Annotated in this window: 22 protein-coding genes; 15 read left to right on the top strand and 7 right to left on the bottom strand. The window is 54.4% G+C overall.

What is annotated here, in order from left to right; genetic code table 11:
* Positions 1 to 55: 55 nt before the first annotated feature.
* From HV107_RS02615 to ebgR, 3 genes are all read right to left on the bottom strand, one after another.
* Entirely contained in the window at positions 56 to 505 is a 450-nt protein-coding gene (locus HV107_RS02615) for a beta-galactosidase subunit beta (RefSeq protein ID WP_182061964.1), read from the bottom strand.
* Positions 502 to 3,585: a beta-galactosidase subunit alpha gene (gene ebgA / locus HV107_RS02610; protein WP_182061963.1), complete on the bottom strand. Its 3,084-nt coding sequence runs from the start codon at positions 3,583 to 3,585 to the stop codon at positions 502 to 504. The genes HV107_RS02615 and ebgA overlap by 4 nt, the downstream gene beginning before the upstream one ends.
* 155 nt (positions 3,586 to 3,740) lie before the next feature.
* A complete protein-coding gene (gene ebgR, locus HV107_RS02605) occupies positions 3,741 to 4,724 on the bottom strand; it encodes a transcriptional regulator EbgR (RefSeq protein ID WP_182061962.1) in 984 nt (327 codons plus the stop codon).
* Positions 4,725 to 4,862: 138 nt separating this feature from the next.
* Here ebgR and HV107_RS02600 point away from each other — a divergent pair, with 138 nt between their 5' ends.
* Positions 4,863 to 5,195, top strand: a complete 333-nt coding sequence (locus tag HV107_RS02600) for a tRNA-binding protein (protein ID WP_182061961.1) — start codon at positions 4,863 to 4,865, stop codon at positions 5,193 to 5,195.
* Between the two features lie 49 nt (positions 5,196 to 5,244).
* Here HV107_RS02600 and tkt read toward each other — a convergent pair whose 3' ends face one another.
* Together tkt and tal are read right to left on the bottom strand one after the other, a co-directional pair.
* Positions 5,245 to 7,233, bottom strand: a complete 1,989-nt coding sequence (gene tkt, locus HV107_RS02595) for a transketolase (RefSeq protein ID WP_182061960.1) — start codon at positions 7,231 to 7,233, stop codon at positions 5,245 to 5,247.
* Between the two features lie 19 nt (positions 7,234 to 7,252).
* The gene (tal, locus tag HV107_RS02590) at positions 7,253 to 8,203 is read right to left on the bottom strand and encodes a transaldolase (protein ID WP_182061959.1); all 951 of its coding nucleotides are present in this window, start codon (positions 8,201 to 8,203) and stop codon (positions 7,253 to 7,255) included.
* A 293-nt stretch (positions 8,204 to 8,496) separates the two neighbouring features.
* Between tal and maeB the strand changes: the two genes are divergently transcribed.
* From maeB to HV107_RS02570, 4 genes are all read left to right on the top strand, one after another.
* Positions 8,497 to 10,776 carry an NADP-dependent oxaloacetate-decarboxylating malate dehydrogenase gene (gene maeB, locus HV107_RS02585; protein WP_182061958.1) on the top strand — a complete coding sequence of 760 codons (2,280 nt, stop codon included), beginning with the start codon at positions 8,497 to 8,499 and terminating at the stop codon, positions 10,774 to 10,776.
* Positions 10,777 to 10,983: 207 nt separating this feature from the next.
* The gene (tssD, locus tag HV107_RS02580; RefSeq protein WP_182061957.1) at positions 10,984 to 12,972 is read left to right on the top strand and encodes a type VI secretion system tube protein TssD; all 1,989 of its coding nucleotides are present in this window, start codon (positions 10,984 to 10,986) and stop codon (positions 12,970 to 12,972) included.
* Complete coding sequence (locus tag HV107_RS02575) at positions 12,969 to 13,652, top strand: DUF2931 family protein (RefSeq protein ID WP_182061956.1); 684 nt, start codon at positions 12,969 to 12,971, stop codon at positions 13,650 to 13,652. The genes tssD and HV107_RS02575 overlap by 4 nt, the downstream gene beginning before the upstream one ends.
* Positions 13,653 to 13,657: 5 nt before the next feature.
* On the top strand, positions 13,658 to 14,341 hold the full coding sequence (locus HV107_RS02570) for a DUF2931 family protein (RefSeq protein WP_182061955.1): 684 nt from the start codon (positions 13,658 to 13,660) through the stop codon (positions 14,339 to 14,341).
* A 22-nt stretch (positions 14,342 to 14,363) separates the two neighbouring features.
* Here HV107_RS02570 and hemF read toward each other — a convergent pair whose 3' ends face one another.
* Both hemF and amiA read right to left on the bottom strand, forming a co-directional pair.
* Positions 14,364 to 15,263 (bottom strand): oxygen-dependent coproporphyrinogen oxidase, encoded by a 900-nt coding sequence (gene hemF, locus HV107_RS02565; RefSeq protein WP_182061954.1) that lies wholly within the window; start codon positions 15,261 to 15,263, stop codon positions 14,364 to 14,366.
* Positions 15,263 to 16,138 carry an N-acetylmuramoyl-L-alanine amidase AmiA gene (amiA, locus tag HV107_RS02560; RefSeq protein ID WP_182061953.1) on the bottom strand — a complete coding sequence of 292 codons (876 nt, stop codon included), beginning with the start codon at positions 16,136 to 16,138 and terminating at the stop codon, positions 15,263 to 15,265. The genes hemF and amiA overlap by 1 nt, the downstream gene beginning before the upstream one ends.
* Before the next feature lie 213 nt (positions 16,139 to 16,351).
* Between amiA and HV107_RS02555 the strand changes: the two genes are divergently transcribed.
* From HV107_RS02555 to pdxK, 10 genes are all read left to right on the top strand, one after another.
* Entirely contained in the window at positions 16,352 to 16,777 is a 426-nt protein-coding gene (locus HV107_RS02555) for a GNAT family acetyltransferase (RefSeq protein WP_182061952.1), read from the top strand.
* Complete coding sequence (locus tag HV107_RS02550) at positions 16,764 to 17,213, top strand: DUF2919 domain-containing protein (RefSeq protein WP_182061951.1); 450 nt, start codon at positions 16,764 to 16,766, stop codon at positions 17,211 to 17,213. The genes HV107_RS02555 and HV107_RS02550 overlap by 14 nt, the downstream gene beginning before the upstream one ends.
* A 62-nt stretch (positions 17,214 to 17,275) precedes the next feature.
* On the top strand, positions 17,276 to 17,851 hold the full coding sequence (locus HV107_RS02545) for an RpoE-regulated lipoprotein (RefSeq protein ID WP_182061950.1): 576 nt from the start codon (positions 17,276 to 17,278) through the stop codon (positions 17,849 to 17,851).
* Between the two features lie 92 nt (positions 17,852 to 17,943).
* Positions 17,944 to 18,843: a Dyp-type peroxidase gene (locus HV107_RS02540; protein WP_182061949.1), complete on the top strand. Its 900-nt coding sequence runs from the start codon at positions 17,944 to 17,946 to the stop codon at positions 18,841 to 18,843.
* Positions 18,844 to 18,997: 154 nt separating this feature from the next.
* Positions 18,998 to 20,011, top strand: a complete 1,014-nt coding sequence (locus HV107_RS02535; protein WP_182061948.1) for a sulfate ABC transporter substrate-binding protein — start codon at positions 18,998 to 19,000, stop codon at positions 20,009 to 20,011.
* Complete coding sequence (gene cysT / locus HV107_RS02530) at positions 20,011 to 20,844, top strand: sulfate/thiosulfate ABC transporter permease CysT (protein WP_182061947.1); 834 nt, start codon at positions 20,011 to 20,013, stop codon at positions 20,842 to 20,844. The genes HV107_RS02535 and cysT overlap by 1 nt, the downstream gene beginning before the upstream one ends.
* Complete coding sequence (gene cysW, locus HV107_RS02525) at positions 20,844 to 21,719, top strand: sulfate/thiosulfate ABC transporter permease CysW (RefSeq protein ID WP_182061946.1); 876 nt, start codon at positions 20,844 to 20,846, stop codon at positions 21,717 to 21,719. Before cysT ends, cysW begins: the two co-directional genes overlap by 1 nt.
* Entirely contained in the window at positions 21,709 to 22,803 is a 1,095-nt protein-coding gene (gene cysA / locus HV107_RS02520; RefSeq protein WP_182061945.1) for a sulfate/thiosulfate ABC transporter ATP-binding protein CysA, read from the top strand. Before cysW ends, cysA begins: the two co-directional genes overlap by 11 nt.
* A 115-nt stretch (positions 22,804 to 22,918) precedes the next feature.
* Positions 22,919 to 23,830: a cysteine synthase CysM gene (cysM, locus tag HV107_RS02515; RefSeq protein WP_182061944.1), complete on the top strand. Its 912-nt coding sequence runs from the start codon at positions 22,919 to 22,921 to the stop codon at positions 23,828 to 23,830.
* Between the two features lie 5 nt (positions 23,831 to 23,835).
* A complete protein-coding gene (pdxK, locus tag HV107_RS02510; RefSeq protein ID WP_182061943.1) occupies positions 23,836 to 24,672 on the top strand; it encodes a pyridoxine/pyridoxal/pyridoxamine kinase in 837 nt (278 codons plus the stop codon).
* Positions 24,673 to 24,692: the final 20 nt, after the last annotated feature.

Below are 24,692 nucleotides of genomic sequence, written 5' to 3'. Positions count from 1 at the left end.
CGTTTCTCCGGGTACGAGGAGGATAGCGGTGCTGCATTGGCACCGCTCGTGTTTTTTATTTGTTATGGAAGTAACCGTCTTCAATGGTCACATTGAGGACGACTTTTTTTACTGGCTCTTCACTGATGAAGCGGTAGGCTTCATGGTTTTCACAGATAACGAGTTGTCCCTCGTGCACCTGTTGGGTCTTGCCGACACCTTTCAGATACTCGCGGTCAGTGTCGTCGCGATAGCATTCAACGGGCTGAAGTTCCTGCCGGGGGGCATACTCAATCTTTTGTCTCCCTTGCAGGTAGTAATGCACCTCGAAATAGCGGCGATGCCTTACGAATAATGCGTCCGTGGTGGTATCGCGGGTCACACGGTAGGCCAGCGAATCCCCAATCGAGTGGGCAACGCCTGCCGGGATGTTGTCGATGTTATTAATGGCTTCCACGCAGCGTTGCCATTTGCGGCCTGTGCGATAAAGCTGCTTAAACTGTTCCAGGCTATCGAGAACGATCATTGGTCTGCCTCGTTGTGCGAATTCGTCGAAAAGAAACCTGCGCCAAACTGATGCTGCGCCAGGACGCGTGACGCGGTTTGCCCGCCCTCCAGCGGCAGCAGGGTAAATCCGTAGCTAAACGGCCTGAACCAGACGCGCCAGGAGTCCAGCACTTCACTGCCCCAGGAGTTTGAGCCTAGCCCCAACAGCTGGTGGTCAAGATTCAGGGTGATGTCTTCGCTACGTTGCAGTTCATTGCAGTGCTGTGCCGCGTGAATGTTCTCCGGGGTGTAGTGCCACGCGCTAAAGTGAATAGGCTGCTCGGGAACCACCAGCACTCCGCTGCCCTGACGGTTCGCCAGGGATGTCCAGCGCACCTGCTGTCGGTTGCCGTTGTTCTGCGGGAAGGGATAATTTTCAAACATCTCATCCACCGTGGCGTGCCACAGATCGATGGTGCTGGCCTGCTGGCTGTCCGGGTAGTTTTCGCCCGGCCCGCGGCCATACCAGGTTACCTGGTCGAATACCCCGTTGATGCCGAGGGTGACGCCGATGCACGGAATAATGTGCGGGTAGTCACCGTAGCGCTCCCCGCTCAGCTCGACGTTGATCTGCCCGTCAGCCGCAACCCGCCAGCGGTAGGTGCAGCGCATCCCAAAATCGAACACCGGCGGCGCAATCAACGTGCGGGTAGTTATCACCACCTCGCTGTCGCAGGTGTCTACCTCAAAGCCGCGAAGATGCTCCTGTAAGATGTGCAGATGGTTGGGCTGCCACAGTCCTTCGTACTCTTGTTTGTGGTTATCAATCATCGGCTTGAAGAAATTAATCTTCGGTTCGCGGGTCAGTTTTTCTTCCCCGTTTACCTGCCAGGCGCTGAGCTTTCCGGTCAGTTTTGAGAAGCTCACGCGGAAGTTGTGGCCGGTAACCGTGCAGCTCAGACGATCCTCTTTAAACGTCAGCGGGGTGGCGTTGCGGTCGATAAATGGCGTTGCGTTGGCGGTACGCGCTTTTAGCGGGAACTGGTAGGTAGCGATTTCATGCCCGGCCTCGCTGTAAAGCGTGCGGCTGTTCTTGCGAACGTGAACGGTGAGAAAAGCTTCCCGTTCATCCAGCGCCGGCAAGGTGACCGCCAGGGTGTGCGTGCTGTTCGGGGCAATCCCGGCCAGGCTCAGCTGCTGGCTGTGCAGCGTTTCTCCCTCTGCGCGCACCTCGAGATGCAGGCTGTAGTCATCCAGTGTGGTGAACCACAGTCTGTTTTCAACCCGCAGCGCGCCGTTGTGCCATGCCAGTTTCACCGGTGCGATAACCTGTTTGTACTCGCGAAGGCCCGGCCCCGGGGTTTGATCTGAATAGATAAGCCCATCGAGGCAGAAATTGTAGTTGTTCGGGTAATCGCCGAAGTCACCGCCGTAGGCGTAGAACGTCCTGCCATTGGCATCGGTTGCCTGAATACCGTGGTCGCACCACTCCCAGACATAGTGCCCCTGAATACAATCGTGGCGATCGAACACGTTCTGGTATTCGGTCAACCCCCCAGGACCATTCCCCATCGCATGTGCGTATTCGCAGATGATGCGGGGTTTCGGGTGCGGGAATTCGCCAAACAGATTCATCAGCGGCACGCGGGTATACATGGTGGAAATAATATCCACCACTTCGGCATCGCGATCTTCTTCGTAGTGAAGCAGGCGGGTATCGTCCAGTGCTTTCGCCGCACGCGCCATCGCGCGGATATTACAGCCGTAGCCGGATTCGTTGCCGAGTGACCAGATGATGATGGACGGATGGTTTTTCTGGGCGTGGATGTGGCGTACGATGCGCTCGACGTAAACATGCTCCCACACCGGATCGTCGGTGATGCGGCTCAAATCGCCTACGTTGGCAAAACCGTGGGATTCAACATCCGTTTCTGCCATTACAAACAGGCCATAGATATCGCATAGCTCGTAGAAGCGCGGATCGTTCGGGTAGTGGGCAGTTCGCACCGAGTTGATGTTGTGTTGCTTCATCAGGACGATATCGCGCTCGACGCGATCCATCCCCACGGCACGGCCTTTGAGGTGATCGTTGTCATGGCGGTTGACGCCGTGCAGCTTCAGGTAATGGTTGTTGACGTAGAACAGGCCATTTCGCACGGTGATATCACGAAAACCAATGCGCTGAGGGATCACTTCCAGCGTCTGCCCCTGTTCATCTTTTAGCGTGATAACCAGGTGATACAGGTACGGTGATTCTGCTGACCACTGCTGCGGCTGCTTAACTGCGATGCTAAATCCAGTTTCCGCCGTATGGGTGAGTGCAAGGCTGCGGGTTGCGCCCTGGTGCAAGACCACGTCACCGTCATAGAGAGCATATTCCAGCGACACATTAACCGGCTGTGTGGCCAGGTTTTCCAGCACAAGCTGGCAGGCGAGGGTTGCATCCTGGTAGTTTTCATCAAACGTGGTTTTGACCGTGAAGTCCTGCACGTGGGCCTGATTTTTGCCGACCAGATAGACGTCGCGGAAAATACCCGCCGTCCACCACATATCTTGATCTTCAATGTAGGTTGAGTCTGCCCACTGCATGACGCGCACGCACAGCAGGTTTTGCCCGGTCACCACCGCATCGCTGATATCGAACTCGGCGGTTAGCCGGCTGCCTTTGCTAAAGCCGATATAACGGCCATTAACGTAAACCTCGAAATAGGTTTCTACGCCGTCGAACTTAATCAGGGTCTGTTTGTTCTGCCAGCCGTCAGACAGGGTGAAAAAGCGCTGATAGGCTCCGGTGGGGTTATCGCTGGGCACCCAGGGCACATCAACCGGGAAGGGGAATCCTTCATCGGTATATTGCAGGTGGCCGTGACCTTCCATCTGCCACATGGCTGGCACGGTGATAGCGCCCCAGTCGGCCATATATTCAGAAGTGAAGTTTTCAGGTACCAGCAGCGGGTTGGTGAAAAAGCGAAAATTCCACTGGCCGCTTAATGACAAAAAGTGGCTACTGGCTTCGCGGGCAAAGGTTCGCGCCTGTGCAACATCGTCATACGAAAAGAAGTACGCACGCGGCGCAAGCCGGTTCTCATGCGTGATTTGAATATTTTCCCAGCGATTCATGTTATCTCCCTGTGGGGTAAAACATCATTGCTGAGTATTTTAGTAAAAGTTTTACTAAATAAAATCAGTAAAACCTATTTGCTTTAACTCGATCACGAAATAAATCTCTGCCGGGCGAACCCGGCAGTGTGTGGGGCAGGACGAAAAGTGGGGAGTTAGCGCGTGGTGCCGCGCAGTTTGAGCACGCTGGGAACAAAGACCTGAAGCGGCAGGGCGCGGCCATCGCGGGATTTTTCCAGCAGCAGGTTTACGCCCTGGCTGCCCATCATTTCGGAATGAATGCGCACGGTGGAAAGCGGTGGGAAGGTAAAGCGGGCGGTCGGGATATCGTTGACGCTAATGAGCGAAATATCCTGCGGGATAGCCAGCCCTTTCTCATGGATGGCCCGCAAAACCCCAATGGCAATAGAGTCTGACGCCACAAACAGCGCAGAAGGCCAGCTTGCCTGTGAGAGCATTTTTTTCGCCAGCTCGTAGCCAGAGGAACTGGAAAATCCGCCGCGCCAGATATCGTCTTCAGACACTACGTTCTTGAGACGCCCGTATTCAACGAATGCAGCTTCACGAATATCCGCTTTACCGGGCTCATCTTCGCCGCCAATAAACCCAATACGCTCAACGCCTTGCTGGATAAAAAAATCGACAATTTGCTTGCTGATACGCGAAAGATCGATATCAACCGCATCGTACTCGCTACCCGGCTCGTGAAAATCAATAAAGCAGACGTTGTCGCTCAGCGCGGTGGCGGCACGGCGTACGGCGGGGGAGGGTTTACCGACAATCAGCACGCCGGTGAGTTTTTTCGTCTCTGGTAGCGTGGCATTGGCGTAGCAATTAGAGAGCTCAACGCCGAGCTTTTCACACTGAGTTTCGATGCCGTGGCGAATAGCAAGGTAGTAAGGATCGTTGATTTCCAGCTCTTGCTGATAGCTGTAAAGCGCCAGAATATGCTGCTGTCCCACGGCCCCCGACTGCATCTTGCGGGAGGTGCTGCTTTTGTATTCCAGCTTTTCGGCAATCTCCAGAATACGGTGTTTAGTCTCTTCTTTTACATTAAGCGTTGGGTCGTCGTTTAATACCCGGGATACCGTCGCCAGCGAGACACCCGCTTCTGTTGCAATATCTTTGAGCGTTGCCATGTTTGTCCTTTTTCCCCACGTGATGTGCCCATTGTAAAGGATGCGTTCGCACATGCATCCGTTTTTAGTAAATATCCAACCTGTTGTTGATCGTAAATACCGTGCTAGTATTTAGTAAAATTTTACTCAGGAGAAAATATGGAAACGGTAGCATACGATGATTTTGCAAAGCTTGAGATCCGCGTAGGGACCATAATCGACGTTAAACGCCATGCCAACGCCGATAAACTCTACATCGCGCAGATAGAGGTGGGCGGTAAAACGCTGCAAACTGTCACAAGCCTGGTGCCGTATTACCGGGAAGAAGAGTTGATGGGGAAAACGGTCGTGGTGTTGTGCAACCTGGCGAAAGCCAAAATGCGCGGTGAAACGTCCGAATGCATGTTGCTGTGCGCGGAAACCGATGACGCCAGCGAGAGCGTGTTACTGACGCCGGAGCGGGTGATGCCGGCAGGGGTAAGAGTGGTTTGAAAAAAGCCGGGTGGCGGCTACGCCTTACCCGGCCTGCATGGTTTGTGCGTTAAATAATGCTCAACGCTTTCTCCACCACGTTCTCAACGGTAAAGCCGAAATACGGGAACAGTTTGTCGGCCGGGGCCGATTCGCCATAGCCGTGCATCCCGACAATCGCGCCTTTCAGCCCGACATATTTGTACCAGTAGTCGGCGATCCCGGCCTCGACGGCCACGCGGGCGGCCACATTCGATGGCAGAACAGATTCGCGGTATGCCTCATCCTGGGCATCAAAAATATCCGTGGAGGGCAGGGAAACCACGCGCACCGCATGACCTTCGGCGGTCAGTTTCTCTGCGGCTTTAACCGTGATTTCAATTTCTGAGCCGGTCGCAATCAGAATAACATCAGGCTTGCCGCCGCTGTCTTTCAGGATGTACCCGCCGCGCGCGATGTTTTTCACCTGCTCTGGCGTACGCTCAATTTGCGCCAGATTCTGCCGTGACAAAATCAGCGCGGTTGGTCCGTTGTGGCGCTCCACAGCCAGCTTCCAGCCCACCGCCGCTTCAACCTGATCGCACGGACGCCAGGTACTGAAGTTTGGCGTCAGGCGCAGGCTTGCCAGTTGCTCGACCGCCTGGTGCGTTGGCCCGTCTTCGCCAAGCCCGATGGAATCATGGGTGTAGACCATGATCTGACGCGCCTTCATCAGCGCCGCCATACGCGCCGCGTTGCGGGCATACTCCACAAACATCAGGAAGGTGGCGGTGTAGGGCACAAATCCGCCGTGATGTGCGATGCCGTTGGCAATTGCGGTCATCCCGAACTCACGTACGCCGTAGTGAATGTAATTTCCGGAGATGTCTTCTTTCAGCGATTTAGAGCCCGACCAGATAGTCAGGTTACTGGGTGCCAGATCCGCAGAGCCGCCAAGCAGTTCCGGCAGAATGGGGCCAATGGCGTTGAGGGTGTTTTGCGATGCTTTACGGGTGGCAATTTTAGCCGGGTTAGATTGCAGATTTTCAATTAATGCCTGGGTTTTTGCTTCCCAGTCGTCCGGTAACCCGCCACTCATGCGGCGGGAAAACTCGCGGGCCAGGTCCGGGTGTGCCTGCTTATAGGCGGCAAATTTGTCGTTCCAGGCGTGCTGCTCTTTTTCACCTGCTTCACGGGCATCCCAGGCCTTGTAGATTTCTTTTGGAATGTCGAATGCCGGGTATTTCCAGCCCAGTTTTTGCCGGGTAAGGGCCACTTCCTCTTCGCCCAGCGCCGCGCCGTGCGCTTCTTCTTTCCCGGCTTTATTCGGGGAGCCGAAACCAATAATCGTGCGGCAGATAATCAGCGACGGTTTATCCTTCACGCTCTGGGCTTCGAGGATCGCTTTTTTCACCGCCTCAGGATCGTGGCCGTCAATTTCATGTACCACATGCCAGTGGTATGCCTCGAAGCGTTTTGCCGTGTCATCGGTAAACCAGCCTTCGGTTTCGCCGTCGATAGAAATGCCGTTGTGATCGTAAAAGCCGATCAGCTTGCCAAGACCCAAGGTGCCCGCCAGCGAACAGGCTTCATGCGAGATGCCTTCCATCAGACAACCATCGCCCATAAACACCCAGGTGTAGTGATCGACAATGTCATGCCCTGGCTGATTGAACTGCGCGCCCAGCGTGCGTTCCGCGATGGCCATTCCCACGGCATTCGCCAGCCCCTGCCCGAGTGGGCCGGTGGTGGTTTCCACACCTGGCGTATAACCAATTTCCGGATGTCCTGGCGTTTTCGAGTGCAGCTGGCGGAAGTTTTTCAACTCTTCGAGTGGCAGGTTGTAGCCGGACAAATGCAGCAGGCTGTAGAGCAGCATAGACGCGTGGCCGTTGGAGAGAATAAAGCGGTCTCTGTCGGCCCAGGTGGGGTCATTGGGGTTGTGTTTGAGAAAGTCATTCCACAACACTTCGGCAATATCTGCCATGCCCATAGGGGCGCCAGGGTGGCCGGAATTGGCTTTTTGCACGGCATCCATGCTGAGGGCGCGTATGGCATTGGCGAGCTCTTTACGGGACATAATTCACTCCATGGCAAGGTTAAAGTTTGGCGGCGAGCAGATCTTCAAGTTTGCGCTGGTCAACGGCGAACAGACGGATGCCTTCCGCCAGCTTGTCGACGGCCATTGCGTCCTGATTGTGCTCCCAGCGGAACTCCGCTTCCGTCATTGCTTTTGGTTTCGGTAACAGGGTTGATGTCGGTATCAGCTTACGGACGACGGGTTCTTCTTTTTCCTGAAGCTCTTTTAGCAGAGCCGGAGAAATGGTCAGGCGGTCGCAGCCTGCCAGCGCGAGGATCTGCTCGGTGCGGCGGAAACTGGCGCCCATAACAATGGTTTCGTAGCGGTGTTGTTTGAAGTAGTCGTAAATATTACGCACGGACTTCACGCCGGGGTCTTCCTCAACGATGTACGGATCCATGGGCTGTCTGGACTGATACCAGTCGTAGATGCGCCCGACAAACGGTGAGACCAGAAATACACCGGCCTCAGCGCAGGCACGCGCCTGAGCAAAGGAAAAGAGCAGCGTCAGGTTGCAGTTGATCCCCTCTTTTTCCAGCACTTCCGCCGCACGAATGCCTTCCCAGGTTGAGGCCAGCTTAATCAGGATGCGGGATTTATCAATGCCTTGTTCCTGATACAGCTCAACCAGCCTGCGGGCTTTGGCGATGCTTTTTTGCTGGTCAAAAGAGAGGCGCGCGTCCACCTCGGTTGAAACCCGGCCCGGGACGCTTTTCAGGATCTCCACACCGAAATTGACCGCCAGCTTGTCGCTGGCTTCGGCAACTTGCTGTTCCTGGGTTTTACCGCGCTGCTTGCCGTAGGTGATGGCGTCATCGATCAGGTGGCTGTAATGCGCAAGCCCGGCTGCTTTTAGCAGCAGTGAAGGGTTGGTGGTCGCATCTTCAGGCTGATAATGGCGAATAGATTCAATATCACCACTGTCGGCGACGACGGTGGTGAATTGTTTGATGCCGTCTAATTGGTTCATTGAAAATTACTCCTTTGGAATAAAAGAGTTAGATGAGTGCGTTAGTTCACACTTCTGCGAAATACGAGAGGTACTTAACAAAAAAGCATAGCAGACGAGGGAGGCATTGCTTTCTGCGACGGGTAACATGGTCGTTATAAATTGATAACAATTTTTGCTTTCTGATGGCGAGAGTTTGGCAGCCTTCAAAGTTTGTCGCGCCTGCATTGGCGATACTAGCCGGCATTCCTGGGTGAGCATCAGGAGAGTTATTACGCCACCCTTTATGAACGATACGTGAAAGGAACGATAAGATGGACGATCAGTTAAAACAGAGTGCCCTCGATTTTCATGAGTTTCCTGTTCCGGGCAAAATCCAGGTTTCCCCTACCAAACCGCTGGCGACCCAGCGAGATCTGGCGCTGGCTTATTCGCCAGGCGTTGCCGCGCCATGCCTTGAAATCGAAAAAGATCCGCTGGCGGCCTACAAATACACTGCGCGCGGTAACCTGGTTGCCGTAATCTCTAACGGCACGGCGGTGCTGGGCTTAGGTAACATCGGCGCGCTGGCCGGTAAGCCGGTCATGGAAGGTAAAGGGGTGCTGTTCAAGAAATTCGCCGGTATCGACGTGTTCGATATCGAAGTCGATGAGCTCGACCCCGATAAATTTATCAACGTGGTGGCGGCACTTGAGCCAACGTTTGGCGGTATCAATCTGGAAGACATCAAAGCGCCTGAATGTTTCTACATTGAGCAGAAACTGCGTGAACGTATGAACATTCCTGTGTTCCACGATGACCAGCACGGTACGGCGATTATCAGCACCGCGGCCATTCTGAACGGCCTGCGGGTGGTGGAAAAAAATCTTTCTGACGTACGCATGGTGGTGTCCGGTGCGGGTGCTGCAGCCATTGCCTGTATGAACCTGCTGGTGGCGCTGGGGATGCAGAAGCACAATATTGTGGTCTGTGACTCTAAAGGCGTTATCTACAAAAACCGTGAACCAAACATGGTAGAAACCAAAGCGGCCTACGCGGTGGAAGACGATGGTAAACGCACCCTGGACGATGTGATCGACGGTGCGGATATCTTCCTTGGCTGTTCTGGCCCGAAAGTGCTGACCCAGGAGATGGTGCAGAAGATGGCGCGCGCGCCAATGATCCTGGCCCTGGCTAACCCTGAACCGGAAATTCTGCCGCCGCTGGCGAAAGCGGTGCGTGAAGATGCCATTATCTGTACCGGGCGCTCTGACTACCCGAACCAGGTGAACAACGTGCTGTGTTTCCCGTTCATCTTCCGTGGAGCGCTGGATGTGGGCGCAACGGCGATTAACGAAGAGATGAAGCTGGCGGCCGTTCGCGCGATTGCCGAGCTGGCTCACGCTGAGCAGAGCGAAGTGGTGGCTTCCGCTTATGGCGACCAGGATCTGAGCTTCGGCCCGGATTACATCATTCCAAAACCGTTCGACCCGCGCCTGATTGTTAAAATCGCTCCTGCCGTGGCGAAAGCGGCGATGGATTCCGGTGTGGCAACGCGTCCGATTAAGGATTTCGATGCTTACGTCGATAAGCTCACTGAGTTTGTCTACAAAACCAACCTGTTCATGAAACCTATCTTCTCTCAGGCACGTGCGGATGCGAAACGCGTGGTGCTGGCCGAAGGGGAAGAGGCGCGTGTGCTGCACGCCACGCAGGAGCTGATCTCACTGGGGCTGGCGAAGCCAATCCTGATTGGTCGCCCGAGCGTTATCGAAATGCGTATTCAGAAACTGGGTCTGCAAATCAAGCCTGGTGTGGATTTTGAAATCGTAAACAACGAATCCGATCCGCGCTTTAAAGAGTACTGGAACGAGTACTATGCCATCATGAAGCGCCGCGGCATCACCCAGGAGCAGGCGCAACGGGCGGTTATCAGCAATACGACGGTGATCGGGGCTATCATGGTGCATCGCGGTGAGGCCGACGCGCTTATCTGCGGTACAATCGGTGATTACCACGAGCATTTCAGCGTCGTGCAGGAGATCTTCGGTTATCGCGAAGGGGTACACACCGCCGGGGCGATGAACGCGCTGCTGCTGCCAAGCGGTAACACCTTTATTGCTGATACCTACGTCAACGACGATCCAACCCCGGAACAGCTGGCGGAGATCACCGTGATGGCGGCTGAAACCGTACGCCGCTTTGGCATTGAGCCAAAAGTGGCGCTGCTGTCGCACTCCAACTTTGGTTCATCTAAATCCCCGGCGGCCTGCAAAATGCGCCAGACACTGGAGCTGGTGCGCGAGCGCGCGCCGGAGCTGATGATTGATGGTGAGATGCATGGCGATGCAGCGCTGGTGGAGAGTATTCGTAACGAGCGGATGCCGGACAGCCCGCTGAAAGGCTCGGCAAACGTGCTGATTATGCCAAACGTGGAAGCGGCGCGAATCAGCTACAACCTGCTGCGCGTGTCCAGCTCTGAAGGGGTGACCGTGGGACCGGTACTGATGGGCGTGGCGAAACCGGTGCATGTGTTAACACCGATTGCGTCCGTGCGTCGTATTGTGAACATGGTGGCGCTGGCGGTGGTTGAGGCGCAGACGCAGCCTCTGTAATTAGCGCTCTCACCTTAATATACAAATCCCCGGTATTTATCATCGGGGATTTTTTTAACGTTATCTCGTGCCTGATGCGGTTTTATTAGCGGTTCCTTTTACGTTTAAATAATCGCCAGCATTTATTCTGTAATTTGATTAATAACAAGTTGCTTCTCTTTTTTTATCATTACGCTTCGTTCTGACTAAACACACTCAGGAAAATAAATGAGCAGCCTTATTTATTTAACGCTTGAGGGTGATATTCAGGGACAGATTTCTGCGGGATGCGGCTCACAGGGTTCCGTTGGTAACCGTTATCAGCAGGGGCATGAAGATGAGATCTTCGTCTTCAGCCTGATGCAGGCGGCAGACGGTGCCAATGGCCGTGTTCACCATCGCGACCTGCAATTTTGCAAACTCCTGGATAAAAGCTCTCCGTTACTCAGCAACGCCATTAATAATAATGAACGTCTTAATATGACGTTTGATATTTACCGGGCAAATCAATACGGACGACTGGAGAAATATTATCTGATTGAAATTCGCGGTGCGACGATAAACTCCTTTTATCTGAATTCAAGGATGAACAATTTAGATTATGAATATATCTCGGTGGATTATGATTATATTCTGAGTCGCCACCTGATTGCCGGCACTGAGTTTGCTTATCTGCTGACGCCGGAGCGTTATAACCAGCTTTTCCCGGTGGTGCAGAAGACCCTCCTTCCCGAAGCGCTGCCAGAACGTAAGGTGACGCTGGCGCTGGGAATATTCTTTGACGGTACCGGCAACAACGCGGTGAACACCCGAAATATGCTCGAGGCGCTGACGGCACAGCACTATGAAATCAACAACCCTGATGCGGCAACTATTCTCGCCAGGAATGCATCAGAGAAGATGGGGGTCAGCGGGATTGGGGCAACCAGCTATCTAGGGTATTACACGAATATTCACTGGCTGCATGAATTGTATGAACAGTACTTCCCACCAGACAGTTGCTATTCACAGGGTGTCGTTTATGTCGAAGGAATTGGTACCCAGGCAGGCGAACCAGATAGCCTGGTAGGTATTGGGCTGGGGACGGCTGAAACGGGGATTATCGCCAAAACTGACGATGCGGTGGCGCAACTGGCTGCTGCGATAGATATCGCGTTTAACCTACTGGAGGGCAAGTTTGTTGTCGAAAATCTGTTGTTCGATATCTTCGGCTTCAGCCGCGGTGCGGCGGCGGCACGTCACTTCGCCAATCGTGTACAGGCAGAGGATAGCGCTATTATCAGCGCCATTTCAGCGGGAATGGACAAGGTTAGCTATCGCGGTGCCCCGGCGGGTAAAACGCGCTTTCTCGGTATTTTAGATACCGTGGCAGCAGTCGGCATAGTGGCGAACGGTCTCAATCCGCACAGTGCCGATACCGGCAATGTCGACATCCGCCTGCTTCCCGGCGTCGCGGAGAAGGTGTTTCATATTACCGCCCAGCATGAGTGTCGCTACAACTTTGCGCTCAACAGCGTTGCCCCTGACTGGCCGGAGCTGGCACTTCCCGGCGTGCATTCCGATATCTGCGGTGGCTATCTGCCGCAGCTGCGGGAAGATCTTTTTCTCACCCGTCCACTGGTGGAAACCCAGCCGCACAACCAGCCCGGGACACAGTCGCTTGTTTACCGGCAGACGATAGCGCAACTGCCTGAGCTAGAGCATTCAGCGGCCATTATGCCTATTGTTCGAACCCATGCAGTCACACCGGAGGTGTGGGAGGACGATTACGCCCCGCGGGACCACTACAGCCAGCCGCAGAAACGTACTTTTTCCGCCCTGACGCTGCGCCATCGCACGGTTAGCTTTGACTGGTCGAAGGTGGCATTAAGGATGATGATCGACGCGGCAACTGAAGCGGGCTCGGTATTTACGGATGTGGAAAAGGTCAAAAAACATCGTCTTCCAGAGGAACTTGACGATTTCTGCAAACGTGCCCGGGAGATGGGTACAGCGACCCGTCGGAATGTAGAAAAAGTAGCCGGATTCACACCTGAAGAGGTGGAAATGATCGCCAGGCGCTATATCCACTGTTCAGCCCACTGGAACGCCGTAGAGCTCAACCCAGAGGGTGGATTGCATGGCGGTGCCGCCGCTACCAAAATCGTCGGCTTTGTGAACCGGCCAGATGAAAACTGGAACAGAACGATTTACAACATGGACGGAAAACAGCGATGAAAATACCTAGCGTACTCATACTAGCCCTGCTGCTGACAACCACCAGTTGCAGTCCACAAAAAAAATATCCATTACAGTCAAAAGAGGCCGCCAGCGCTGACTGGACGCTACCCTATGGTGAGTGGAGCTTTTCGTTTATCACACCTTATGAGTTACCGGCAGAAGCGCTCCATGCCAGGGTGATCGACACGGACGGCTACCTGTATACCTTTAACACGCTTGATCAGACCGCCCCCGCCTCGGATTCCCTTGATAAGTGGGCTTCAACCGTTCATGGTCCCAGTGTCATATTCAACAAGGTCAAAAAACCGCCACAGTTCATCGTCTTCTGCTGGGATTCGTACATTGATCAAAAAACCTACGAAACCAGTGCTGTGTTTGGGCCGGAAACCTGGCAGCGTATGAAAACCCCTGCCGACCACAATCGTCTATCGGGCGCACCAATGTGGTACAACAGAATGGTGTTTGGTTTGTCCCCCGGAGGCAAAGTTAACATCTGGTTTTCCGATATTGGCGGACGCCCCAGCATCCCCACCAAACCGTTGAAGATGTGGACACTCTCCGGCAATACAATGACCCTGTGCAAAGACTATGTCGTCCCCGGTGGCTCGTTCAATTTCATTCAGTCGACGCAGGATTTCATCAAAGGCAAAACCTACCCGTACGGGAACTGGGAATAACAGGGATGAAGATGAAAAAGTTGATGGTTTTTATACTGCTGCTGACAACCACCAGTTGCAGTCCACAAAAAAAATATCCATTACAGTCAAAAGAGGCCGCCAGCGCTGACTGGACGTTACCCTATGGTGAGTGGAGCTTTTCGTTTATCACACCTTACGAGTTACCGGCAGAAGTACTCCATGCCAGAGTGATCGACACGGATGGTTACCTGTATACCTTTAACACGCTTGATCAGACTTCTCCCGATCCAGATTCCGTTAACAAATGGACAGATGTGACCTTTGGTGGGAGCGTCCATTTCAACAAAGTCAAAAAACCGCCGCAGTTCATCGTCTTCTGCTGGGATTCTTATATTGATCAAAAAACCTACGAAACCAGTGCTGTGTTTGGGCCGGAAACCTGGCAGCGTATGAAAACCCCTGCCGACCACAATCGTCTATCGGGCGCACCAATGTGGTACAACAGAATGGTGTTTGGTTTGTCCCCCGGAGGCAAAGTTAACATCTGGTTTTCCGATATTGGCGGACGCCCCAGCATCCCCATAAAACCGTTGAAGATGTGGACCCTCTCCGGCAATGCAATGACCCTGTGCAAAGACTATGTCGTCCCCGGTGGCTCGTTCAATTTCATTCAGTCGACGCAGGATTTCATCAAAGGCAAAACCTACCCGTACGGGAACTGGGATTAGCAAAAAGCGATGGCTTCAGCGTTTAAACCCAGTCCCGAACCTGAATAAACTCACGCAAGGCGGCCTCCGGGCTGCCTTCTTTTGGCTCAAAGCTGTACTCCCAGCGCACCAGCGGCGGCATCGACATTAAAATCGACTCCGTGCGTCCGCCCGTTTGCAGGCCAAACAGCGTACCGCGATCCCAGACCAGGTTGAATTCCACATAGCGCCCGCGGCGATAGAGCTGGAACTCGCGTTCGCGTACGCCGTAGTCGGTGTTTTTGCGGCGTTCGACAATCGGCAGATAGGCATCGGTATAACCCTGGCCGACAGCCTGCATAAAGCGGAATGCGGTGTCAAAATCAGGCGTGTTCAGATCGTCAAAGAACAACCCGCCAATGCCGCGCTGCTCGTCGCGATGCTTGATGTAGAAGTAGTCATCGCACCACTTTTTGTATTTCGGGTAAACGTCTTCGCCAAACGGCAGGCACAGGTCGCGTGCGGTGGTGTGCCAGTGTACGGCATCCTCTTCAAAACCGTAGAATGGTGTTAAGTCGAAACCACCGCCAAACCACCACACCGGGTCGGCACCGGGTTTTTCGGCAATGAAAAAGCGCACGTTAGCGTGGCTGGTCGGGACAAAGGGGTTAAGCGGATGCACTACCAGAGAAACGCCCATCGCTTCAAAGCTGCGGCCTGCCAGTTCAGGACGATGCGCTGTGGCAGAAGCGGGCATAGCATCTCCGTGAACGTGAGAAAAATTGACGCCCGCCTGTTCAAAGATGCTGCCGTTACGCAGCACGCGGCTGCGCCCGCCGCCACCGGCTTCTCGCTGCCAGTTATCTTCCTGAAATTCACCGCCGTCAACGGCAGCCAGTTTCTGGCAAATCTCATCCTGCAAGTGCAGCAGAAATTCTTTTACCCGCTCAGCATTGGGTTTCATTAACGTTTCCTGGAGTGCGCTTTCTGGTTATCGAACCAGTTGAAATAACTGATGATCCCGGAGGCGATCGCGTTGGCGATTTTCTGGCGAAACGCCGTGGTGCCAAGCAGACGCTCTTCGTCCGGGTTAGTAATAAAAGATGTCTCGACCAGCACCGACGGAATTGACGGCGATTTCAGCACCACAAACGCGGCTTGTTCCGTGCCACTGCTGTGCAGACGGTGGACGGGCTTAATCTTTTTCAGAATATGCGACCCGAGCGTCAGGCTGTTTTTAATGGTGTCGGTCTGGACTAAATCGAACAGCACCTGTTGCAGCAGGTGGTCTTTGTCAGTGGTTTTTTTCCCGGCGACTTCATCCGCGCGGTTTTCGCGGTCTGAGAGGTATTTCGCCATAGCGCTACTGGCCCCACGGTTAGAGAGCGCAAACACCGACGCCCCGGCCGCAGAGGGATTAGTAAAACCGTCAGCGTGAATCGACATAAACAGATCTGCGCCGTGCTGATGGGCAATCTCTACGCGATCGTAGAGCGGGATAAAGGTGTCACCAGAGCGCGTCAGACGGGCGTCAATGCCGTTGCTGCGTAAAATTGCGCGTACATTTTTTGCAATCGCCAGTACGACATGTTTTTCTTTAGAGCCATTTTTACCGATGGCGCCGGTATCAATACCACCGTGGCCCGGGTCGAGCATGACAATGCGTTTCCCGCCCGCTTTTTTAGCTTTTGGCTTACTGTGTCCGTTACTGGTTTTCAGCGCGGTCTCTTCTTTTGCCTGCGCCTGTGAAGCGATGCCCGTTAACGTTAAGGCCGCCAGCCCCGCTTTGAGAACCTGACGACGCGATGTGAGTGCTTTTAATGGTTTGAATGTGCTCATGCGGCCTGAATTGTAAAAAATTGGGGTCCTGGTGTTATATCGTATCGCGTTTCACGATACGACAGTCCTTGTTGAGAATTGTTTTACTTTTCATTTCAATACGTGACAGAGTGACATTATGCCAAATTTTAGTGGGATTTTCGCCGGTTATTGGCTATTGACGGCGTTCGCGCCATAATCACTGTTTTTAAACCTGAAAAGGCGGTTAATACCATGGAGATACGCGTTTTTCGCCAGGAAGATTTCGAAGAGGTGGTCACCCTTTGGGAGCGCTGCGATTTGTTGCGTCCGTGGAATGATCCGGAAATGGACATTGAACGTAAGGTGAATCACGACGTCAGTCTGTTCCTGGTTGCCGAAGTGAACGGTGAAGTCGTTGGCACGGTGATGGGCGGTTACGACGGTCATCGCGGCTCAGCTTATTATCTGGGCGTGCACCCGGAATACCGCGGTCGCGGTATCGCCAATGCGCTGCTCAATCGCCTGGAAAAGAAATTGATCGCCCGAGGCTGCCCGAAAATTCAGATCATGGTGCGGGAAGATAACGACGTGGTGCTGGGCATGTATGAGCGCCTGGGTTATGAGCATTCTGATGTGTTGAGTTTATGTAAGCGCCTGATAGAAGATGAAGAGTACTGAGATCCATCCGGCAGACTATGATGCGCAAGGGCGTGTCAGGCTGCCGTTTTTGTTCTGGTGCGTTTTGCTCTTGCAGGCACGCACCTGGGTGTTGTTTGTTATGGCCGCGGCATCACGCGGGCAGGGCGATACGCTGCTGACGCTTTTTTACCCCGATCACGACGCCTTTTGGCTGGGGTTGCTACCGGGCGTGCCGGCGGTCGTGGCGTTTCTGTGCAGTGGGCGACGCCATCTTATCCCGCGAATCTGGCAGGCGCTTCGCTGGCTGCTGATTGTGGCGCAAATTGCGCTTCTGTGCTGGCAGCCTGTGCTCTGGCTCTATGGCGAGCCGCTCACCGGGCTGGGGATTGGGTTGCTGGTGGCGGATATCGTGGCGCTGATTTGGTTGTTAACTAACCCCCGTCTTCGCGCCTGTTTTACGCCCGAGAAAGATTAAGCGGCACTTTTTGCCGATGCTGCACTCCAACAAGCGTTGATTTAACAAGTAAGGACGTTTCAATGAAATCGCTGCGTTTACTTTTATGCGCTCTCCCGCTGGCATTAACCGGCTGTTCAACGCTCTCCTCAATTAACTGGTCGGCTGCTTATCCGTGGAACTGGTTTGGTTCTTCAACGGAAGTGACCGAGCAGGGCGTGGGCAAAATCACCGCGTCGACGGCGCTGGATCAGGACGCTATTCAGTCTGCGCTGAGTAGTGACTATCGCTTGCGTAGCGGTATGAAAACGGAAAATGGTACCATCGTGCATTATTTCGAAGCGCTGAAAGGCGACACGCTGGCGCTGGTGATTAACGGCGATAAAGGTACGGTAAACCGGGTTGCGGTAATGGACGAAGATATCCCGACCACAAGCGGTGTAAAAGTGGGCACACCATTTAGCGCGCTCTACAAACAGGCCTTCGGCAACTGCACCAGCGTGCCATCCGACGACAGCGTGGCGGTGGAGTGTAAAGCAGAAGGCAGCGAGCACATCAGTTACCTCTTTACCGGCACCTGGAGCGGTCCGGAAGGGTTAATGCCGTCTGACGATACGCTGAAAAACTGGAAAGTGAGCAAAATTATCTGGAAGCAGTAATTTGCGTCTGAACAAACCGACTCGCTGAAATCCAGGTATAATGGCCACCATGAATGCCACGTTGTCGTGGCATCTTTATTTCAGGAGGAGCGATGTCTCAGGTTCAGAGTGGCATTTTGCCAGAACATTGCCGCGCGGCGATTTGGATTGAAGCCAATGTAAAAGGGGATGTGGATGCCCTGCGTGCGGCCAGCAAAGTATTCGTCGATAAACTGGCTTCCTTCCAGGCCAAATTCCCTGACGCCCACCTGGGCGCCGTTGTTGCTTTCGGTAATAACGCCTGGCATCAGCTGAGCGGCGGCGAAGGGGCTGAAGAGCTGAAAGACTTTATCCCTTACGGTAAAGGTCTTGCGCCAGCGACCCAGTACGATGTTCTGATTCATATTCTCTCTTTGCGTCATGACGTGAACTTCTCTGTTGCGCAGGCGGCGGTAGCAGCGTTTGGCGACAGCATCGACGTGCAGGAAGAAGTGCACGGTTTCCGTTGGGTAGAAGAGCGCGATCTGAGCGGCTTTGTCGACGGTACTGAAAACCCGGCGGGTGAAGAAACGCGCCGCGAAGTGGCGGTGATCAAAGACGGTGTGGACGCAGGCGGCAGCTATGTGTTCGTGCAGCGCTGGGAGCACAACCTCAACCAGCTTAACCGCATGAGCGTGCACGACCAGGAGATGATGATCGGTCGTACCAAAGAAGCCAACGAAGAGATCGACGGCGACGACCGTCCGGTTACGTCTCACCTGACTCGTGTTGACCTGAAAGAAGACGGTAAAGGCCTGAAAATTGTTCGCCAGAGCCTGCCGTATGGCACAGCGAGCGGCACGCATGGCCTGTACTTCTGCGCGTACTGCGCGCGTTTGTACAATATCGAACAGCAACTACTGAGCATGTTTGGTGATACCGACGGCAAGCGCGATGCGATGCTGCGTTTCACCAAACCGGTGACCGGCGGCTATTACTTCGCTCCGTCCGTTGAGCGTCTGCTGGCGCTGTAATTGCCTTTCTCCCTCTCCCGCCGGGAGAGGGGATTTCCCCTTATTCTCTTTTCTGCTTGTAAATCACCAAACGGTATATAAAACCGTTACTCCTTTCGTACTCGTTATAAATATTATGACCATTAGATAGTCATCACATTTATAAGGGTGCTCAATGGCCGTTACTGTACTGAAAAAAGGATCTCTGGCGCTGGCAGGTTTACTGCTGGTGGCACAGGCGCAGGCAACTGAGCTGTTGAACAGTTCTTATGATGTGTCTCGCGAGCTGTTTGCCGCCCTGAACCCACCGTTTGAACAGCAGTGGGCGAAAGAGAACAACGGCGATAAGCTGACCATCAAACAATCTCATGCGGGCTCGTCCAAACAGGCGCTGGCGATCCTTCAGGGCCTGAAAGCGGATGTGGTGACCTATAACCAGGTGACGGACGTGCAGATCCTGCATGACAAAGGCAAGCTGCTCCCGGCGGACTGGCAGAGCCGTCTGCCGAATAACAGTTCCCCATTCTACTCCACCATGGGTTTCCTGGTGCGTAAGGGCAACCCGAAAAATATCCACGACTGGAACGACCTGGTGCGTTCTGACGTAAAACTGATTTTCCCGAATCCGAAAACCTCCGGAAACGCACGTTATACCTATCTGGCGGCGTGGGGCGCAGCGGACAAAGCTGACGGTAACGATAAAGCCAAAACCGAGCAGTTCATGACCCAGTTCCTGAAAAACGTCGAAGTGTTTGATACCGGCGGTCGCGGCGCGACCACCACCTTCGCGGAACGCGGTCTGGGCGATGTGCTGATCAGCTTTGAATCGGAAGTGAACAACATCCGTAAACAGTACGAAGCGCAGGGCTTTGAAGTTGTTATCCCGAAAACCAACATCCTGGCCGAGTTCCCGGTAGCGTGGGTGGATAAAAACGTTGCAGCCAACGGTACAGAGAAAGCGGCGAAAGCCTACCTCAACTATCTGTACAGCCCGCAGGCGCAGACTGTTATTACTGATTACTACTACCGTGTGAATAACCCGGAAGTGATGAACAAACTGAAGGACAAATTCCCGCAGACCGAACTGTTCCGCGTGGAAGACCATTTCGGCTCCTGGCCTGATGTGATGAAAACACATTTTGCCAGTGGCGGTGAGTTAGACAAATTGCTGGCGGCGGGGCATAAGTAATGTTTGCAGTATCGACTAAACGCGTGCTGCCGGGCTTTACCTTAAGCCTCGGAACCAGCCTGCTGTACGTCTGCCTGATTTTGCTTTTGCCGCTCAGCGCGTTGGTGATGCAGCTTGCGCAGATGAGCTGGGCGCAGTACTGGGAAGTGGTCACCAACCCTCAGGTGGTGGCGGCCTATAAAGTGACGCTGCTGTCAGCGTTTGTCGCCTCCATTTTTAACGGCGTGTTTGGCCTGCTGATGGCGTGGATTTTAACCCGCTACCGTTTCCCGGGCCGCACGTTGCTCGATGCGTTAATGGATTTGCCCTTTGCCCTGCCGACGGCGGTAGCCGGTTTAACCCTGGCATCGCTCTTTTCCGTGAACGGTTTTTACGGCGAATGGCTAGCGAAGTTTGATATCAAAGTGACCTACACCTGGCTTGGTATTGCCGTGGCGATGGCCTTTACCAGTATTCCGTTTGTGGTGCGTACCGTTCAGCCTGTTCTGGAAGAGTTAGGCCCGGAATACGAAGAAGCGGCAGAAACGCTGGGAGCTACGCGCTGGCAGAGCTTCCGCAAAGTGGTTCTGCCAGAGCTGTCTCCGGCGCTGATGGCGGGTGTTGCGCTGTCGTTTACCCGCAGCCTCGGTGAGTTCGGTGCGGTGATTTTTATCGCCGGGAACATCGCCTGGAAAACGGAAGTGACCTCGCTGATGATTTTCATCCGTCTGCAGGAGTTTGATTATCCGGCGGCGAGCGCGATTGCTTCGGTGATCCTTGCGGCCTCGCTGCTGCTGTTGTACTCGATTAACACTCTGCAAAGTCGCTTTGGTCGACGTGTGGTAGGTCACTGATGGCGGAAGTTACGCAATTGAAGCGATACGATGCACCCCGTATCAACTGGGGTAAATGGTTTCTGATTGGGGCGGGCGTGCTGGTTTCCGCCTTTATTCTCGTCGTGCCGACGATTTATATCTTCGTTCAGGCGTTCAGCAAGGGGTTGATGCCTGCGCTGGAAAACCTGGCGAACCCGGATATGCTGCATGCCATCTGGCTGACCGTACTGATTGCATTGATCACCGTGCCGGTGAACCTGGTGTTCGGTACGCTGCTGGCCTGGCTGGTGACGCGCTTTAACTTCCCGGGACGTCAGCTGCTGCTGACCCTTCTGGATATCCCGTTTGCAGTGTCACCTGTGGTGGCCGGTCTGGTTTATCTGCTGTTTTACGGCTCCAATGGCCCGCTGGGTGGCTGGCTTGATGAACACAACCTGCAAGTCATGTTCGCCTGGCCGGGCATGGTGCTGGTGACGGTGTTTGTGACCTGTCCGTTTGTGGTGCGCGAGCTGGTGCCGGTGATGTTAAGCCAGGGCAGCAATGAAGACGAAGCGGCGGTACTGCTGGGCGCATCTGGCTGGCAGATGTTCCGTCGCGTCACGCTGCCAAACATCCGCTGGGCGCTGCTTTACGGCGTGGTGTTGACCAATGCCCGTGCGATTGGCGAGTTTGGCGCGGTGTCGGTGGTATCCGGCTCTATCCGCGGCGAAACCTTGTCGCTGCCGTTACAGATTGAGTTACTGCAACAGGACTACAACACCGTCGGTTCCTTTACCGCCGCAGCGTTACTGACGCTGATGGCTATTTTGACCCTGTTTTTGAAGAGTGTGGTGCAGTGGCGTTTAGAGAATCAGGAAAAACGTCAGCATCAGGAGGGAAATCATGAGCATTGAGATTGCCAATATTAAGAAGTCTTTTGGTCGCACCCAGGTGCTGAATGATATCTCGCTGGATATCCCTTCCGGACAAATGGTGGCTCTGCTGGGGCCGTCTGGTTCCGGTAAAACCACATTGCTGCGTATTATCGCCGGGCTTGAGCATCAGACCAGCGGGCACATCCGTTTCCACGGCACAGACGTGAGCCGTCTTCATGCCCGCGACCGTAAGGTTGGCTTTGTGTTCCAGCATTACGCGCTGTTCCGCCATATGACGGTGTTCGATAACATCGCTTTCGGTTTGACTGTGTTGCCGCGTCGCGAACGCCCGGATGCCGCCACCATTAAGGCGAAAGTCACCAAACTGCTGGAGATGGTACAGCTTGCCCACCTGGCAGACCGCTTCCCGGCTCAGCTGTCTGGCGGGCAGAAGCAGCGTGTCGCGCTGGCGCGTGCATTAGCTGTTGAACCGCAAATTCTGCTGCTGGATGAACCCTTCGGCGCGCTGGATGCGCAGGTGCGTAAAGAGCTGCGTCGCTGGCTGCGTCAGTTGCATGAAGAGCTGAAGTTCACCAGCGTCTTCGTGACCCACGACCAGGAAGAGGCGATGGAAGTGGCCGACCGCGTAGTGGTGATGAGCCAGGGGAACATTGAGCAGGTTGATGAACCAGAACAGCTCTGGCGTGAACCGGCGACCCGTTTTGTGCTGGAGTTTATGGGCGAAGTGAACCGCTTACAGGGCACCATTCGCGGGGGACAATTCCATGTGGGTGCGCACCGTTGGCCTCTGGGCTATACCTCTGCGCATCAGGGGCCGGTCGATCTGTTCCTGCGCCCGTGGGAAGTGGATGTGAGCCGTCGCACCAGTCTCGACTCACCGCTGCCGGTGCAGGTTCTGGAAGCTAGCCCTAAAGGTCACTACACCCAATTGGTAGTACAGCCACTGGGCTGGTACACCGAACCTCTGACTGTGGTTATGCGTGATGAAGAGCCGCCGTTCCGGGGCGAGCGTCTGTTTGTTGGCTTGCAACATGCGCGGATTTACCACGGTAATGAACGTATTGAAACGCGCGAGGATATTGCTCTGGCGGAGTCAGCCTGATAGGTTAAGGTCACGTAGTTTTGCCGGGTGGCGCTGCGCTTACCCGGCCTACAATCATGCTCTCTGTAGGCCCGGTAAGCGAAAGCGCCACCGGGCTTTTTATTGGGCAACGAGCATGAGTACATTAGAACATACCATCGGCAATACTCCTCTGGTCAAACTTCAGCGCATGGGGCCGGACAACGGCAGCGAAATCTGGGTCAAACTCGAAGGCAATAACCCGGCGGGCTCTGTCAAGGACAGAGCGGCATTGTCGATGATTGTCCAGGCGGAAAAACGCGGCGAGATTAAGCCCGGTGACGTGCTGATTGAAGCGACCAGCGGAAACACGGGGATCGCACTGGCGATGATCGCCGCGCTGAAAGGCTATCGCATGAAGCTGCTGATGCCGGACAACATGAGCCAGGAGCGCCGGGCCGCCATGCGAGCCTATGGCGCGGAGCTGATCCTGGTGACCAAAGAGCAGGGGATGGAAGGGGCGCGTGACTTAGCGCTGGAGATGGCCGAACGCGGCGAAGGAAAGCTGCTCGATCAGTTCAATAACCCGGATAACCCGTACGCACACTACACCACCACCGGCCCGGAAATCTGGCAGCAAACCGACGGGCGCATCAGCCATTTTGTCTCGAGCATGGGGACTACGGGCACCATTACGGGGGTTTCCCGTTTTCTGCGTGAGCAGGCTAAACCCGTTACCATTGTTGGCCTGCAGCCGGAAGAGGGGAGCAGTATTCCCGGTATTCGCCGCTGGCCTGCTGAATACATGCCGGGGATTTTTAACGCGCAGCTTGTGGATCAGGTACTGGATATTCACCAGCGCGAGGCGGAAAATACCATGCGCGAGCTGGCTGTCCGTGAAGGTATCTTCTGCGGTGTCAGTTCAGGTGGCGCGGTAGCGGGCGCGTTCCGGGTTGCGCAGGCAAATCCGGGCGCAGTAGTGGTGGCGATTATTTGCGATCGCGGAGATCGTTATCTGTCTACCGGTGTCTTTGGTGAAGAGAGTTATTCGCAGGGGGCGGGGATTTAAGCATCATGGAGATGGTTTTATTTCGGGACACATCCCGGGCGCAGCAAACCGATATTGTCGCGGTGCAGTCACAGGTAGTGTACGGCAGCGTGGGTAACAGCATTGCGGTGCCGAACATCAGAACGCATCAGCTAAACGTCACCGCTATACCGACGGTCCTGTTCAGCAACACGCCGCACTACGATACCTTCTACGGCGGAGTGATCCCCGACGAGTGGTTTAGCGGCTATCTTAAAGCGCTGGAAGAGCGTGACATCCTGCGCGAGTTAAAAGCGGTTACCACCGGTTATATGGGCAGCGCCAGCCAGATTGCATTGCTGGCCCAGTGGCTCAACGCCATTAAGGTGCAGCATCCTGATTTACTGGTGTTGGTCGATCCTGTGATTGGCGATACAGACAGCGGTATCTATGTTAAGCCCGACATTCCAGACGCCTATCGTCAGCATTTGCTGCCGCTGGCGCAGGGGATCACACCAAACGTGTTTGAGCTTGAAATCTTAAGCGGTAAACCGTGCCGGACACCTGAAAGCGCCATTGAGGCTGCGCAGGGGCTGTTGTCAGAGACCCTGAAATGGGTGGCTATCACCAGCGCCCCGGTGGCTGGCGATCCTGAAAACATTCATGTTGTGCTGGTGACCAAAGAGAGCGTAACGGTAAGCGCGCACCCGCGCGTAGAGACCGATTTGAAAGGTACAGGGGATCTGTTCTGCTCTGAACTGGTGAGCGGCATTGTCGAAGGCAAAACGGTGGCGGATGCAATTCGCTGTGCGGGCGATCGCGTCACGGACGTGATGACCTGGACGCAGTCGAAAGGGTACGACGAGCTTATCTTACCTGCATAAACAAAAATGGCGCCCGAAGG

The organism is Enterobacter sp. RHBSTW-00175, assembly GCF_013927005.1.
GTDB lineage: Bacteria > Pseudomonadota > Gammaproteobacteria > Enterobacterales > Enterobacteriaceae > Enterobacter.
The sequence above is the reverse complement of the archived record's forward strand: the minus strand, read 5'-3'. Positions and strand labels throughout refer to the sequence as shown.

Excerpts from the sequence above, each read along its gene's own strand:
- HV107_RS02550 (WP_182061951.1), top strand. The coding sequence starts at position 16,764 with ATGAAGAGTACTGAGATCCATCCGGCAGACTATGATGCGCAAGGGCGT.
- hemF (WP_182061954.1), bottom strand. The coding sequence starts at position 15,263 with ATGAAACCCAATGCTGAGCGGGTAAAAGAATTTCTGCTGCACTTGCAG.
- pdxK (WP_182061943.1), top strand. The coding sequence starts at position 23,836 with ATGGAGATGGTTTTATTTCGGGACACATCCCGGGCGCAGCAAACCGAT.
- cysA (WP_182061945.1), top strand. The coding sequence starts at position 21,709 with ATGAGCATTGAGATTGCCAATATTAAGAAGTCTTTTGGTCGCACCCAG.
- tal (WP_182061959.1), bottom strand. The coding sequence starts at position 8,203 with ATGAACCAATTAGACGGCATCAAACAATTCACCACCGTCGTCGCCGAC.
- HV107_RS02615 (WP_182061964.1), bottom strand. The coding sequence starts at position 505 with ATGATCGTTCTCGATAGCCTGGAACAGTTTAAGCAGCTTTATCGCACA.
- ebgA (WP_182061963.1), bottom strand. The coding sequence starts at position 3,585 with ATGAATCGCTGGGAAAATATTCAAATCACGCATGAGAACCGGCTTGCG.
- cysW (WP_182061946.1), top strand. The coding sequence starts at position 20,844 with ATGGCGGAAGTTACGCAATTGAAGCGATACGATGCACCCCGTATCAAC.
- ebgR (WP_182061962.1), bottom strand. The coding sequence starts at position 4,724 with ATGGCAACGCTCAAAGATATTGCAACAGAAGCGGGTGTCTCGCTGGCG.
- tssD (WP_182061957.1), top strand. The coding sequence starts at position 10,984 with ATGAGCAGCCTTATTTATTTAACGCTTGAGGGTGATATTCAGGGACAG.
- HV107_RS02535 (WP_182061948.1), top strand. The coding sequence starts at position 18,998 with ATGGCCGTTACTGTACTGAAAAAAGGATCTCTGGCGCTGGCAGGTTTA.
- HV107_RS02600 (WP_182061961.1), top strand. The coding sequence starts at position 4,863 with ATGGAAACGGTAGCATACGATGATTTTGCAAAGCTTGAGATCCGCGTA.
- cysT (WP_182061947.1), top strand. The coding sequence starts at position 20,011 with ATGTTTGCAGTATCGACTAAACGCGTGCTGCCGGGCTTTACCTTAAGC.
- amiA (WP_182061953.1), bottom strand. The coding sequence starts at position 16,138 with ATGAGCACATTCAAACCATTAAAAGCACTCACATCGCGTCGTCAGGTT.
- HV107_RS02555 (WP_182061952.1), top strand. The coding sequence starts at position 16,352 with ATGGAGATACGCGTTTTTCGCCAGGAAGATTTCGAAGAGGTGGTCACC.
- tkt (WP_182061960.1), bottom strand. The coding sequence starts at position 7,233 with ATGTCCCGTAAAGAGCTCGCCAATGCCATACGCGCCCTCAGCATGGAT.
- HV107_RS02575 (WP_182061956.1), top strand. The coding sequence starts at position 12,969 with ATGAAAATACCTAGCGTACTCATACTAGCCCTGCTGCTGACAACCACC.
- HV107_RS02545 (WP_182061950.1), top strand. The coding sequence starts at position 17,276 with ATGAAATCGCTGCGTTTACTTTTATGCGCTCTCCCGCTGGCATTAACC.
- HV107_RS02540 (WP_182061949.1), top strand. The coding sequence starts at position 17,944 with ATGTCTCAGGTTCAGAGTGGCATTTTGCCAGAACATTGCCGCGCGGCG.
- maeB (WP_182061958.1), top strand. The coding sequence starts at position 8,497 with ATGGACGATCAGTTAAAACAGAGTGCCCTCGATTTTCATGAGTTTCCT.
- cysM (WP_182061944.1), top strand. The coding sequence starts at position 22,919 with ATGAGTACATTAGAACATACCATCGGCAATACTCCTCTGGTCAAACTT.
- HV107_RS02570 (WP_182061955.1), top strand. The coding sequence starts at position 13,658 with ATGAAGATGAAAAAGTTGATGGTTTTTATACTGCTGCTGACAACCACC.